The following is a 14,231-nucleotide window of genomic DNA, read 5'->3' as shown; positions in this document are numbered from 1 at the left end:
CAATATGGCTGAAAGCTTAATTTTAGAGGGGCGCAGAGAAAGAACTTTCCCCAGAACAGTAAAACCTAGGCCTCAAAGGTATGCCAAAAATAAAAATGCCGTTCACCTTAAGTGAACGGCATTAGAGACTTAGGTCTCTGTTTTTGTTTCTACCTGCCTGTTTGCCACGCCAGCTTTCTGCCAGCCGTCAAATTAATAGCGCAACAATGCACAATCTAATTGTATAGTTAATTTAACTACAGTAATATATTTATACATTATACTTGCACAGGTGATTTTCGATGAGTTATTGGTACATCGAGACCACCTACGTTGGTCATTCAGTGAATAATTTTAAACGGAGTTTTCAGTGAGATACGGTTTAATTCCCCTTGCGGTTATTTGTTTATTCTCAAGCAACTCATTTGCAAAATTAAAAGTGATTACCCCTGCCGAAGAGGGTCTGTTTGAGCAAATTGAAAGCCAATATGATATAGACTCTGAACTGATCTCTGTTAATGACAAATTTTCACAATTAAATAAGCGCTCCTACGATATTCAAGAATTAAAAGAGAAAATTGCGCTTAATCAAGCACAATACCAAAAGCTTATTACTCAGCTACCCAACAAAATTTTAGCTAAAAGTAATATGAGTAATTTCTACGCTCAAATAGAAGACAATATCAATTCAACGGCTAACTTAACCCTAAAAACAGAAATAGATACTGCTGCATTAGAACGCCACAGCCTCATTATTCAAGAAGAGTTCGAGACGGTTAATAAACGTAGATTACAAAAGAGTCAGCAACTGTTTGAGCTAAAAACAGACATAATTAATAGACTAATCAGCGAACTATCAAAATCGACGAGTAACATGCCTATTAATATTAATGGCTCAACAAAATGCTCTAAGTTTCAATCTATCTCTGATTGTTTGAAAGAATCGAAGAGCCAAATTCTGTCGAGTACCCGCAATAAGTCACCATTTCTGAACGACAAAAGCGTTTTACTTTCTTATCAAGTTGTTGATGCGAATATGAATATGGCAGGCGATCTGCGCTATAACGTTGCAATGGATTTCAAGCCCTCTTATAACAGCAAAATAGATACCGTCTTAAATGAAAAGCTAGGATTACGATCGGCAATGGTGACACTTGTCAGTAACGTGCCAGCAGATTGGTTTATCAATGGTAAAAAAATCGGCTCAGGAAAAGAGTTATTCCATGAAATACCACTAGGAAAACATGGCATCTTGGCGTCATATCAAAATAACGATAAATCCAGCGTTGAGAAGATTGAAGGCAACGGTGTGTTTAGCTATAACTTCAAAGATAACAAGCAGAAACAAATACTCAAAGTAAGTAATAGTGTTGAACGCTTACCTAACGTTGAAGTCGCAAAAGGCAGTATTAAACCTAAGAAAAAAGCCAAATTCACTCTGCTCGCCGATAACACCACAATCCCAACACCTGAAAAACAAAAACAGGCAGACACTGAGTCTCAAAAAGGCTATGAGTATTTTATGGGGGTTGCACCGTCATCAAAGCAACAGAATATCGAATTTACTAATGAGCCGACTAATAAGTAACTTCGTGCAGTAGCCTAGCTTACTAGGGCCTGTTGCTCTTTGATGGGTGTTTTTGCCGCCGATTAACCGCTATTTTGGCAAAGCGAAGACTATGCGGTTTAGTCATTCTCGCCAATTGGTTTCAACGCAGTAAAAATAGCCAAGAAGCACGGCCCTTCGGGGTCGTTTCAATGCTTTTATTACAACAGTGTTATTAGCTTTTCGCTTAGCGAGAGACTTGTACTAAAAGCATTATTCCTTACGGTAAACAATCGAACAAAACCAAGTTAAAAAGGTAAACGGATCCTAGACATAAAGTCAAAAAGCTTACGCGCGGCTTGTATAACGGCAGCCGTGAGGTTCTATAACCAATACCGCTAACGACACAACACCAGTGGCCAAATTACAACTGAGTAACCCGCTGGTGTTAAATTCAACTAAGCATAACGTCGCAAGAGCTGAACCTTATCGTTAGAAGCTAATTAAACCGCTTTGCACTTTAAATAAATCCAACAGATGAAAACAGAAAGATCATTCCACCACCTTAAATGTTAAAAGATAAACTTTTAAGTTAGCCACTTGTAAATTATTAAATGCTAATTTTCTATACTTTACATTGCTTTACCCTACTCGAGCTATTTTTTTTCTAAAATAGGTTCAACTTTGGCAGCGTTAAGTAATCACTCATGAAAGTATCATCTTTTGTTATTCCTATCTTTCTTATAGTCGCGGGCACGCTAACCTATAGCAGTTTATCTGAAGCGAAAAGGCCTGCTGCAGAAGATCGTGCAGTACGCACTGTTCCGGTTATCACAGGTATTGTCGATCAGCATGAACTCGCTCAAACTCTCTCTCTTGTCGGCAAGCTAGATGCTGAAGAATCGGTATTCATTGCGCCGCAGATTGCAGGCAAGATCCGCTCAATTAACGTCAGCTCAGATCAAAATATCACTGCGGGTCAACTGTTAGTCCAACTTGATGATGCTAAAGCTCAAGCTGCGCTTGCTGAGGCTGCAAGTTATCTGGCGGATGAGAAGCGCAAACTGACAGAGTTTTCGAAGCTTATTAGTCGCAACGCTATCACTCAAACAGAGATAGATGCTCAGAAAGCCAGTGTTGATATGGCCACTGCTAGGCTTGCTGCAGCCCAAGCCGATCTTGATTATCACTACCTAAGTGCGCCCTTTTCAGGCACTGCAGGCTTAATCGATTTCAGCCAAGGGAAAATGGTCACCGCTGGCACCGAACTGCTTACACTCGACGACCTTTCAAGCATGCGCTTAGATCTACAAGTCCCAGAACATTACCTTGCGATGCTGAGTCCAGGCATGAGTGTAAAAGCGACCAGCAGAGCCTGGCCCAATACCCACTTCGTAGGCAAAGTGACTGCTATTGACTCTCGTGTAAACCAAGACACGCTAAACCTTCGAGTAAGAGTGCAGTTTGACAACCCGCAACATCATCTAAAGCCAGGCATGATGATGTCTGCAATCTTGGCATTTCCGAGTGTCTCGGAGCCCGTCATTCCAGTACAAGCACTTGAGTACTCAGGTACCAACCGCTTTGTGTATGTTGTTGATGAGGACGGACTCGCCAAACGCACCAAAGTCACCCTTGGGGCACGTATCGACAACGAAGTGTTAATCACCGACGGCCTTAGCATTGGCGATAAAGTGGTAGTACAAGGACTGGTTAATATGCGTGATGGTTTAATGGTTGAAGATCTTAGCAACTCTGCAATTGCCAAAGATGCTAAACAGCAGACAGAACAAGCGCGAGGTAGCATCTAAATGTGGTTATCTGATGTATCCGTCAAACGCCCTGTCGTCGCCATAGTGTTAAGTTTATTGCTGTGTGTCTTTGGCGCAGTGTCGTTCAGTAAACTCGCTGTACGAGAAATGCCAGATGTTGAAAGCCCAGTTGTTACTGTGATGACAACCTATGACGGTGCTTCGGCTACCATCATGGAAAGCCAAATAACCACCGCATTAGAAGATGAGCTCACCGGTATCAGTGGCGTCGATCAAATTCAATCCGTCACCCGTAATGGTATGAGCCGCATTACTGTCACCTTCTTCTTGGGTTGGGATCTCACCGAAGGCGTCAGTGACGTTCGTGATGCAGTTGCGCGTGCGCAGCGTAGACTCCCCGATGAAGCTAACGACCCTATCGTGTCGAAAGATAACGGCACTGGCGAGCCGTCGGTGTACGTGAACCTCAGTTCATCCATCATGGATAGAACCCAGCTTACCGATTACGCCCAGCGTGTACTCGAAGATCGCTTTAGCTTAATTAGCGGCGTGAGCAGCGTCGATATTTCTGGTGGTCTCTATAAGGTGATGTACGTCCAGCTCAAACCTGAGCTAATGGCAGGCCGACAAGTTACCGCTAGCGACATTATTAAGGTACTCAACCTAGAGAACGTCGAAACGCCAGGCGGTGAAGTCAGAAACGACACCACTGTTATGGCTGTAAGAACCGCTAGGTTATATCAAAGTCCTGAAGACTTTGACTATTTAGTACTACGCCGCGCAAGCGACGGTACACCAGTCTATTTAAAAGATGTCGCCGATGTATTTATTGGCGCAGAAAATGAAAACTCTACTTTTAAAAGCGACGGCGTGGTTAACATCAGTTTAGGTGTTGTACCGCAATCAGACGCTAACCCGTTAGAAGTTGCCCAAGATGTGCATAAAGAGGTCGACCGCATTCAACAATTCCTGCCAGAAGGCACCAAACTTATTGTTGATTATGACTCTACCGTATTTATCGACCGCTCAATTGATGAAGTATTTAACACCTTAGCCGTCACCGCGCTGTTGGTGATATTAGTGCTGTACATTTTCATTGGGCAGGCACGAGCAACGCTTATCCCGGCTGTCACTGTGCCAGTTTCATTAATCTCAGCATTTATCGCAGCCAACAGCTTTGGTTTCTCGATTAATCTGTTGACCTTAATGGCACTCATCCTATCGATTGGGCTAGTGGTCGATGACGCTATTGTCGTCGTCGAGAATATATTCCATCACATCGAAAAAGGTGAGCCTCCTATTCTGGCAGCCTATAAAGGTACCCGTGAAGTTGGCTTTGCTGTTGTGGCAACCACTGCAGTGTTAGTGATGGTATTTCTACCAATCTCATTTATGGAGGGGATGGTTGGCCTATTGTTTACTGAATTCTCAGTCATGCTAGCGGTCTCTGTTATCTTCTCTTCAATTGTGGCGCTGACCCTAACCCCTGTACTGGGTAGTAAATTACTCAAAGCCAATGTAAAGCCAAGTCGTTTTAACCTGTGGATTGAAGCTAAATTCGCCCGATTAGAGCAACTCTATCGACGAGTGGTCAGCAAAGCCGTGTCATTCAGGCTAGCAGCGCCTTTAGTCATCATCGCCTGTATTGTCGGTAGTGGCTTGTTGATGAAACAAGTGCCGGCTCAGCTAGCACCGCAAGAAGATAGAGGCGTTATATTTGCCTTTATCAAAGGGGCAGAAGGCACCAGTTACAACCGTATGGCCGCTAATATGGAGATAGCAGAGAAAAAGCTAATGCCACTTTTAGGCCAAGGGGTAGTCAAGTCCTTTAGTATTCAAGCACCAGCTTTTGGTGGCCGTGCCGGCGACCAAACTGGCTTTGTTATTATTCAGCTAGAAGATTGGAATGAACGAACCGTTAATGCCCAACAAGCACTGGGCGTTATCGCCCAAGCGTTAAAAGGGATCCCCGACGTGATGGTGCGCCCAATGCTACCAGGCTTTAGGGGTGGGTCCAGCGAGCCGGTGCAGTTTGTTTTAGGTGGTTCTGACTATCAAGAGCTATTCAAATGGGCAACCGCATTAGAGGAAGAGGCACTGTATAGCCCAATCCTAGAAGGCCCTGAAATTGATTATAAAGAGACCACACCAGAGTTAGTGGTCACCGTTGACCGTGAACGTGCAGCCGAACTGGGAGTTAGCGTCGCAGAGGTATCAGAAACACTTGAGGTGATGTTAGGTGGCCGCAGTGAAACCACTTTTGTAGAACGCGGTGAAGAATATGACGTATACCTTCGTGGTGATGAAAATAGCTTTAATAGCGTAGCGGATCTAAGCCAGATCTACATGCGCTCAGCCAAAGGAGAGCTTATCACCCTAGATACCATCACCCATATTGAAGAGGTCGCGTCGGCGCAAAAACTGAGCCACAACAACAAGCAAAAGTCGATAACCCTTAAAGCCAACTTAGGTGAAGGCTATACCTTAGGTGAAGCACTAGACTTTCTAGATCAAAAAGCCATTGAAATGCTACCAAGTGATATCTCCGTTGCTTACACCGGCGAGTCTAAAGACTTTAAAGAAAATCAAAGCAGTATTTTCATGGTATTTGGCTTAGCCCTGCTGGTAGCATATCTAGTGCTAGCCGCGCAATTTGAAAGTTTCATCAACCCATTAGTGGTGATGTTTACGGTACCAATGGGTGTCTTCGGTGGCTTCTTAGGACTCTACTTAACTGGGCAAGGACTGAACATCTATAGCCAAATTGGCATGATAATGCTGATTGGTATGGTGACCAAAAACGGTATTCTAATCGTCGAGTTTGCCAACCAACTAAGGGATAAAGGTTTAGCGATAGAACAAGCCATTATTGACGCTTCAGCGAGACGTCTACGCCCTATTCTGATGACGGCATTCACCACCCTAATTGGCGCAATACCGCTCATTATGTCAACTGGCGCGGGCTCTGAAAGCCGTATAGCAGTGGGGACAGTGGTGTTCTTCGGCATGGCATTTGCCACATTCGTCACCTTGCTGATCATTCCCGCCATGTATCGATTGATCTCTGGCGCAACCAAATCGCCAGGATACGTCGAAGCCCAGCTGGATAGAGCGATTGCAGAGCAAGCACTAAAACAACAGCAATAGCGACTGTACTTGCAGCGGCTTTAACCATAAAGGGCTTATCATTGCTGATAAGCCCTTTTTACATTTTAAATCCGTCGAACAGAAATCATAACGTAAGTTTATTATATTTATAAAATTTGATAATTTTTATAAACAGTCAACTCCCCCTATACTTCTTCCATCGAAACAAACAAGCCATTACACAGCAGAATTTGGGGTAAGTTATGAAAATGAATCATATAGGCATCATGGTTGGCAATATGGACCAAGCCGTTGAGTTTTATACTAAAGCACTTGGTCTTAAAGTCGTCATGGGCAACACTCAAGTTAAAGAAGAGCGCGAAACCGCAATCGGTAGAATGTGCGTAGCAGTATTTGGTGAAGGCTTTAAAGGTTTCAATATCGCTCACTTAGTGACTACCGACGGTATTGGCGTAGAGCTATTTGAAATGAAAGAGCGCCAAGAGCGCCATGAAGTCGACTTCTCACGTATTGGGATCTTCCACTTCTGTTTGCAAACAGATGACTTCCACGGTGTTATCGAACGCACTCAGCAGCTAGGCGGGAAAGTGCGTATGGACATCATGCGTTATCACCCTGAAGATGATAGCAAGCAAGCTAAAATGGTCTACCTAGAAGACCCATTTGGCAACCTGTTTGAACTGTACTCGCATACATATGAAGAAACCTACGCGTCTGATTACGAGTAAACAGTTTGCTAATTAACATGAGAAGTTAGTAACGCTATAATACTTTTCAGGAAAAGGGTTGGCTATTTGCCAGCCCTTTTTATATCCGTAATAAAACTAACCTTAATTCGTTCTAGCCACTAAAGTTAAGCCTCTAACAAGCCTGATGACTAGCCAAAATAGGAAAAACTAATGTAGTCTAACTGACATCATTGTTATATTTTTGCGTTAAATTTACAGCAAGCAGCAAGTGACTGCGTAAATAGTTAAGAAGGAACCTATGCTAAAGATTTTATTTTTAAGTTTGTTTTTTAGTTTTAGTTCTAGTTTTAGTTTTCAAGCGAGTTCAGCGGATGATTTCAGCCATCTGTTGCAGCAAAAAATCGCCTCTATCGATGCATCTATGTTTGAGACAATTGATAACGACAAGTTTTTTAACCACTATAGTCAAAGAAAAATGTCTTACATACATTTTCCCGAAGACAACTATTTCTCTTGTGGAGTTATCAGCGTACCTTACAAAAAAACGCCTAAAGTACTGTACCAATTAACTTACCAATCTAGCAGAGAAACATGGACTCCATTATCGAATAATCATAGTGTTACATCATACTGGCAGGTTGATTTTTAACGTTAAAAATTATTGGTATAAAAGTGTAAGTCCGTTATATTGATTTCGGTATCAAATTGCAGGGAGGCAATATGAAAAGTCTTAAAATAATCATAGCGGCTGGGCTTATTCTTTTCGCAGTGGTCGAGTTAGCAGTGCAATCAATAAGCTTGCTGTGGCCAATAAGTGCATTAACTATAGGGGCTGCCATTTTATTTTCTTGCACAACATCGAAGTCTAACAGACACAACAATGCTTGGATTAATACTAAAGAGTCGAGTTGGCATAATTCAGACAGTGAACATGATGGTAAAGAAAAATAACCCTACACAGAACCACCACACAAATTGACCAACCCCACTAATAAACACCTTGGAGCAAGTTGTAATTGCTACTGCCATACAGCGCATGGTGCATACTCATACTCATTCCCAACACTTGATTATCTGCAGTACCATTATGTTCCGTGCTTTCGCAATAGGTCGAATATTGTTTTTCAAAGGTTATAACCAAGGTACTGCAAGAGTATTTGGTTTTGCACTGACCTTTTACTCAACCAATACTTCGGGTGTCATTTTTCTGTCTTTAAGCAAAATAAACAACCAACCCGTCAAAAGTAACCAGCATACAAACTGATACACACGCTAAAAGCAAAGGCGACATTGTAAAGTAAAGCTTCGAAACACACCAAAAGCAAAACATTAACCTCGCTCAACACCTACTCCAAGCAAACCTTCTAGAACAATAACTTAACAAGAAAATTCTTTTGCAATATTTACTTGGTAATTTCGTAATGCTGGCCAAGTATTTGCTAATAACAGTGCAATATAAAACATACGTAACTTTTTTAAGGTGTAACTGGTGAAAAAACAACTCTCTTTAGCAGTATCAATCGCATTAGGCTTAGCAGCATGTGGCAGCAGTGATAGCTCATCTTCACCAGAACCAGCCCCTAAATACGACTGGCAAATAATCAACCTCTATGCAGCAAACCAAAGTGATGTCGCTAAAAGTTGTGTCATTTACGACAATGCTATTGCAGAACCGCAGAAAGTCATCACTGCATCGATTGCACTTTATGGCTATAACATTCTATTTCATAACCGCGACGGTAGTGTAATAGCTAAACACACAATTAAAGCTGCTGATGTACCAAGCACTGGCATCGTAACCATTGATAGTGCCAATGTGCCTGACGGTGGCTACGTGTCACTGGAAGAGGTTGATGGCGGCATAGGCGGTAACGCCGACGTCTACATGTTCACTGTACAAAAAGAGTTACTGTCTGATCTAGTGCTTAATGTTCGCCAACCTCAAATTGGCGCCAGCTGCTTTAAAGGTAGCCAAGACTTGCCTGTAGAGACCGTTAAGGGCGCAGCGGTATCAGTGCTTCAAGAGAAAAACATTAGCTATTATCAATCGAGTTATGGAGTAGATGTTGACGGCCATAGCATCTCTTCACATATCCCGGTTAAGTCTGAACTGCCCGCTAAAAAGCAGGTACTCGTCACCGCCTATGAAAATGATAATAGCGGCAATGCCACTATCATGAGTCATTACGGCTTAATCCAGTCTGGGTATATCTACGATAGCAATAATCCTGGCTCAATTGTCGCCAGACCATTAACGAGTGAAAACTTAATCTACCAACCATGGGCGTCAGAAAGTAACCTCAGCATTAGCCAAGATAGCGCCATTTATATGGTTAGCAATCAAGAGACATATCTATGGCAATCAATTTTTGAAGATAACCAAGAGTTTGCTATCGTCGATGGCAGCAGCACCCTGCAGCAATGGTCTGCCTACTTTACCGGGACTGAAACAAACTACCTCTGGCACTATCACTCTTACATGCCACTTGATGGCAGTAATAGTGCCATTGTAAATGTGCTGCCAGAAATGTATGACTTTAATGACATAGCTATTACTAGCAGTTGTAGTGCAGAGACATCTGCAGACTTGTGTATCGATACGGATAGCTTCAGCACCAATGACTTTGATCTGCAGCGCACCCAAGTCCGGTCGACAGCAACTATTGGCGGTCGTAATTTCTACCAATCTATCTATGCTGTACCGAGTGCGCAACAAGTGTTGATGAACAGCAGTGTGGCTATCATGGATCCGAGTGAGAACAATCGTATCGAAGTTGGTCTAACAAAATCAGATAACTTAACACAAGCACTTAGCTATATGATGGCCGAGTCAATGAATATACAAACGGCAGCTAAAGACTCACCAATAGTGCCAAATTTCACTGACACAAACGGATCCATTTTGACCTTAGCTGAAAAGACCGCGGCCCATCAGACTATCCTTGGGACAAACAGCACTATGGTGTCAAACAGCAAAAACTAACTTATCGCTTTAGTTAGCTCACTGCACTCAATAAAAAGGACGCTATGTAGCGTCCTTTTTTTGTCCGTTATCAACACCGATGTAAAACATTTAGACGCTCGAATCACATAAAACAATTAATCAGTTAAAGGCTAATAAAGCAGCATTTAAACCTAAAACCCAGCCACAATAAAGCTATAAAAACTAATCACTCAAGCAGTATCTTCACTACAGACTATAATTAACTGTATTGATAACAACTTGAAACTAAGTTTTCTTTCACCCAACCAGCAAAGGATATGCAAATGATAAAGCCCTCTATGCCCTCAAGAGTGATTGAAACAATCAATGTCAATGGTCAGTTTTTAGTTGATAGACGCAGACCTGAACCCGAAGATATCACTGAAAAACCGCAACTTGCAGCATATGAGCGCCGCCAAGAAAATCTCGCTGACCTCGAAACAAGCATCGACGTTTGGGTTTAACTGCGGCTAATTTCAATCAAAGCCCTACGCCTTCCACCGACTAAATGGCTGCATAACACTTCACTCCACTCGCTAGCTCATGTATTGTCTTGAGGCTACTTGCCAATTATGGACTCTTTGTGAAAAAAATCGCTCTGTTTGTTGATGTTCAAAACATTTACTACACTTGCCGCCAAGCCTATGGTCGCCAATTTAACTACCGAAAACTATGGCAACATCTTGGCTACGAAGGCGAAATAACAAACGCAACTGCGTATGCGATTCATCGAGGCGATGACGGTCAACTAAAGTTTCAAGATGCGCTAAAGCATATCGGATTTGACGTCAAACTTAAGCCATTTATCCAACGCAGTGACGGTTCAGCTAAAGGTGATTGGGATGTCGGAATTACTATCGACATCATGGAAGCCGCCGGCGAAGTCGATAGCATCATTTTGCTCTCGGGTGACGGTGACTTTGATCTGCTAATGCTAAAAGTTTATCAGAAATATGGTGTTGAGACTCAAGTCTATGGCGTGCCAGGATTAACGGCTAAATCCTTGATCGATTCAGCCAGTCAATACCATGAAATTGACGACAGCTTACTGCTCTAATTGCTACGGCTTAAAGCCGATAGCACACAGCCCCTAGTAAACTAAAAGCTGTGTGTTATATGCATTAAAGACAGTAAAGCTGGTCTACATATTGCTTCGCTTGGCTTTGCCAATCAAAGCGTTGCTGCTTTGCTAACAACTCCATTGCACGCCATTTGTCACTACCGTGAAGCGCTAGCGCCGCTTCAAAACTTGAAATTAGCGCTACTCCCTGCTCATGCATGTCGCTTCCCTCAAAGACAAAGCCTGTTTCCATATGCTGCACCGTATCTTTAAGCCCACCGACATGATTGACCAAGCACAGCTGGCCTTCTCGCATCGCTAACATTTGACTAATACCGCACGGTTCAAACGAACTTGGCATCAGAAATAGCGAGCCAGATTGATACAACGAGGAGGAGAGTTGCTCATCATAGCCATCAAGAAACACAAAGTTGTTATGTAGAGCGGCTAGATCAGAGAACTCACGCGCTATTTGTTTATCACCACTGCCGAGTAAAATAAATTGCCCATTTGGCTTTAACAAAGTTAACAGTTCAAGTAGCACTTGCAGCACCGTCTTACCGCGAAAGCTTTCATTCGCCGCAGCGCCTGAAAAGCGATAGCGTAAAATCATCACTTTTTGATCGGTTAGCCTACCAACAGAGGTCATTAAGAATGGCGCTTCATCTGCTAGAGCTGATTGCTGCTTCGCCAACTGTGCGCTGTTTTGCCACTGCTGTAATCGAGACTGCGCCACAAAGTGTTGGCTGCTAACCTGCTCTTTACCCACCTGCCAGCGTAACAGCGCTGACTCAGCCTGCAGAAGCAATGCTTGCCAACCGCTTACTGAGCACTTCGCTCGCGCTGAAGACTGGCAAACTTGGTGGTTATCAATATCAGTGTCATACATACAACCATTTAAGATCCCGATAACCCCGCCCTGCTCAAGCTTGGCCTGCAGATCTGCCTCTAACCCTTCACCGCCAAAAAAACCTTGTTCGGGTATCGAAGGTTTTAACACTTCAGTCGCATAGCTTGGTGAGACGAGATGTACTCGATCTGATAGTACGATGGCCGCTCTTAGAGGATTAACGCAATGGCGATAGCGTGGATCAACTATCGCGGCTAATTGCTGCTCATCGAGCTTGGCGGCCAATTGAGGAAACCATGCCGCCAACGATGACGCCTCATCTGCTAGCGGTCTTATCCCTTGCAGTGCTAAGTTGTGAATGCTGAACACGCAAGGCGTTGCAGTGAGTGCCTCAAAGATAGGCTCAAACGCCCGCAATATAGCGAAAAAACCACAATGCCAATCATGTAGATGGATGATATCTGGCGGTGGCATTATCACGCTGCTTGTTTCACTAGCTTCGATTGCCCGTGAATCAGCAGTTAATGCTGTCGCAACAGCTAAACTGAACAAAGCAAACTTGCTCGCATCGGAAGCAAAAGGGCGAGATGCATCGCCTTGAGAGTAGATCTCACCGCCAGCATTAAACAGAGGGTGTGAGAATAGGTAACAATAGCAATCATCAAGACTTGGATGGGCCGCCTTATAAACGCTGATTTGCTCCTCTCGCCCCGCAAAGTTAACTCTAAGCTTACTGATCAGCTCTGCAGCGATAGTATCTTGTAAAAATCCATAGCTGGGCATGGCCACATCCACCGCCACATTGTGCTGTGCCAATGCTAAAGGTAGATCGCGCACAACATCAGCCATACCGCCAACTTTTGCGCCAGCAATGGCACCATTTTCTGCCGCCAGCATTAATACTCGCGGCCTATTTTGTTTGACGCTCCTCGGCGCTTGGTATTGGTTCGCCATGGTCTATTCATACCCCACAGGCAATCCCAACATGTCACGAGTCACCAGTACCACCCCTTTCTCTGACACTCTAAACCCCTTAGCGCGGTCGTGATCATGGTTATAGCCAATGACACTTCCTTCGGGAATGATGCAGCCGCGGTCGATAATGGCATTTTTAATCTTACAATTTCGTAGCACGACCACATCAGGCAAAATCACCGAATCTTCAACCGAAGAGTAAGAGCACACTCTCACTTCGTTAAATAGCACGCTACGGCGCACTGTCGCGCCAGAGATGATGCAGCCTCCAGAGATAATAGAGTCGAGAGCCATGCCGCGTCGATCCTCATCATCGAACACAAACTTTGCTGGCGGAAGTTGCTCTTGGTAAGTCCATATAGGCCATTTGGCATCATAGAGATTGAGTGCAGGTGTTGGCGACAACAACTCCATATTCGATTGCCAAAAAGAGTCTAAAGTGCCCACATCACGCCAGTAAGCTTCCTCGTTAGGGAAGACACTTCTAAAGCGGTGTGCGTAGACTTGATGATCTTCGATTATCGACGGAATGATATCTTTACCAAAATCTCTGTCTGAGTCTTCATTTTGCGCATCACGCTTAAGTTGCTCGAACAAAAACTCGGTGTTAAACACATAGTTTCCCATTGAGGCGAGGCACTTTTCAGGGTCTTCTGGCAGATGTTTAGGTAATTCAGGTTTCTCTTCAAAGCCTAAAATCTTGCCAGTATCATCGACCTCAACCACCCCAAATGCTCCCGCAGCTTCAGGTGTTGGCACCTCTAAGCAAGAAACGGTCATATCAGCGCCAGATTCCGCATGGGTTGCCAGTAAGCCCGCATAATCCATACGGTAAACATGGTCACCCGATAAGATCATCACGTACTTAGGTAGCTCATGGCGAATGATATCGATATTTTGGAATACCGCATCGGCAGTGCCTTGATACCAATTTTCCGAATAACGTTGAGAGGCTGGCAGAATCTCAACCGATTCCCCCAGTTCTTTTTTAAAATGTCCCCAGCCGCGCATAACGTGGCGTATAAGCGAGTGAGATTTATATTGAGTCACCACACCTATACGACGGATCCCCGAGTTAATGCAGTTCGACAAAGGGAAGTCGATAATCCTAAATTTACCACCAAAATAGAGTGAAGGCTTAGCACGCCAGTCCGTGAGTTCATGTAACCTAGAACCGCGTCCGCCAGCTAAAATAATTGCATAGGTATCACGGGTCAAATTACTGATGTAGCGTGGATTATTACTCATATAAGCTCTCTCCTTGAACGT

At 43.7% G+C, this 14,231-nt stretch carries 11 protein-coding genes; 9 read left to right on the top strand and 2 right to left on the bottom strand.

Features of this window, described 5'->3' with window-relative positions:
• The first annotated feature begins 349 nt into the window (after positions 1–349).
• The 9 genes from AB4238_RS04355 to AB4238_RS04315 all read left to right on the top strand — a co-directional run bounded on the left by AB4238_RS04355 (position 350) and on the right by AB4238_RS04315 (position 11,134).
• Positions 350–1,567 carry a hypothetical protein gene (locus AB4238_RS04355; protein ID WP_372031665.1) on the top strand — a complete coding sequence of 406 codons (1,218 nt, stop codon included), beginning with the start codon at positions 350–352 and terminating at the stop codon, positions 1,565–1,567.
• Between the two features lie 665 nt (positions 1,568–2,232).
• The gene (locus AB4238_RS04350; RefSeq protein WP_372031662.1) at positions 2,233–3,336 is read left to right on the top strand and encodes an efflux RND transporter periplasmic adaptor subunit; all 1,104 of its coding nucleotides are present in this window, start codon (positions 2,233–2,235) and stop codon (positions 3,334–3,336) included.
• Entirely contained in the window at positions 3,337–6,444 is a 3,108-nt protein-coding gene (locus AB4238_RS04345) for a multidrug efflux RND transporter permease subunit (RefSeq protein WP_372031661.1), read from the top strand.
• Positions 6,445–6,647: 203 nt separating this feature from the next.
• Positions 6,648–7,133, top strand: coding sequence for a VOC family protein (locus AB4238_RS04340; protein WP_220735864.1), 486 nt, complete (start codon positions 6,648–6,650; stop codon positions 7,131–7,133).
• Positions 7,134–7,392: 259 nt separating this feature from the next.
• A complete protein-coding gene (locus AB4238_RS04335) occupies positions 7,393–7,743 on the top strand; it encodes a hypothetical protein (protein WP_372031658.1) in 351 nt (116 codons plus the stop codon).
• A gap of 71 nt (positions 7,744–7,814) precedes the next feature.
• The gene (locus AB4238_RS04330) at positions 7,815–8,045 is read left to right on the top strand and encodes a hypothetical protein (protein WP_372031657.1); all 231 of its coding nucleotides are present in this window, start codon (positions 7,815–7,817) and stop codon (positions 8,043–8,045) included.
• A gap of 538 nt (positions 8,046–8,583) precedes the next feature.
• Positions 8,584–10,077 carry a hypothetical protein gene (locus AB4238_RS04325; protein ID WP_372031655.1) on the top strand — a complete coding sequence of 498 codons (1,494 nt, stop codon included), beginning with the start codon at positions 8,584–8,586 and terminating at the stop codon, positions 10,075–10,077.
• Positions 10,078–10,361: 284 nt separating this feature from the next.
• Positions 10,362–10,541, top strand: coding sequence for a hypothetical protein (locus AB4238_RS04320; RefSeq protein ID WP_372031652.1), 180 nt, complete (start codon positions 10,362–10,364; stop codon positions 10,539–10,541).
• Between the two features lie 119 nt (positions 10,542–10,660).
• Positions 10,661–11,134: an NYN domain-containing protein gene (locus AB4238_RS04315; protein WP_372031649.1), complete on the top strand. Its 474-nt coding sequence runs from the start codon at positions 10,661–10,663 to the stop codon at positions 11,132–11,134.
• 64 nt (positions 11,135–11,198) lie between these two features.
• On the opposite strand, the gene AB4238_RS04310 is transcribed toward AB4238_RS04315, so the two are convergent.
• Both AB4238_RS04310 and glgC read right to left on the bottom strand, forming a co-directional pair.
• On the bottom strand, positions 11,199–12,941 hold the full coding sequence (locus AB4238_RS04310) for a glycogen synthase (protein WP_372031646.1): 1,743 nt from the start codon (positions 12,939–12,941) through the stop codon (positions 11,199–11,201).
• Between the two features lie 3 nt (positions 12,942–12,944).
• On the bottom strand, positions 12,945–14,210 hold the full coding sequence (glgC, locus tag AB4238_RS04305) for a glucose-1-phosphate adenylyltransferase (RefSeq protein WP_372031644.1): 1,266 nt from the start codon (positions 14,208–14,210) through the stop codon (positions 12,945–12,947).
• Positions 14,211–14,231: the final 21 nt, after the last annotated feature.

Origin of the sequence: Shewanella sp. 10N.286.45.A1 (assembly GCF_041470405.1) — a bacterium.
Lineage (GTDB): Bacteria > Pseudomonadota > Gammaproteobacteria > Enterobacterales > Shewanellaceae > Shewanella.
This window is presented reverse-complemented; position numbering and strand designations above follow the sequence as displayed.

Coding starts and splice junctions, on each gene's coding strand:
- glgC (WP_372031644.1), bottom strand. CDS start 14,210: ATGAGTAATAATCCACGCTACATCAGTAATTTGACCCGTGATACCTAT.
- AB4238_RS04340 (WP_220735864.1), top strand. CDS start 6,648: ATGAAAATGAATCATATAGGCATCATGGTTGGCAATATGGACCAAGCC.
- AB4238_RS04330 (WP_372031657.1), top strand. CDS start 7,815: ATGAAAAGTCTTAAAATAATCATAGCGGCTGGGCTTATTCTTTTCGCA.
- AB4238_RS04320 (WP_372031652.1), top strand. CDS start 10,362: ATGATAAAGCCCTCTATGCCCTCAAGAGTGATTGAAACAATCAATGTC.
- AB4238_RS04345 (WP_372031661.1), top strand. CDS start 3,337: ATGTGGTTATCTGATGTATCCGTCAAACGCCCTGTCGTCGCCATAGTG.
- AB4238_RS04310 (WP_372031646.1), bottom strand. CDS start 12,941: ATGGCGAACCAATACCAAGCGCCGAGGAGCGTCAAACAAAATAGGCCG.
- AB4238_RS04350 (WP_372031662.1), top strand. CDS start 2,233: ATGAAAGTATCATCTTTTGTTATTCCTATCTTTCTTATAGTCGCGGGC.
- AB4238_RS04335 (WP_372031658.1), top strand. CDS start 7,393: ATGCTAAAGATTTTATTTTTAAGTTTGTTTTTTAGTTTTAGTTCTAGT.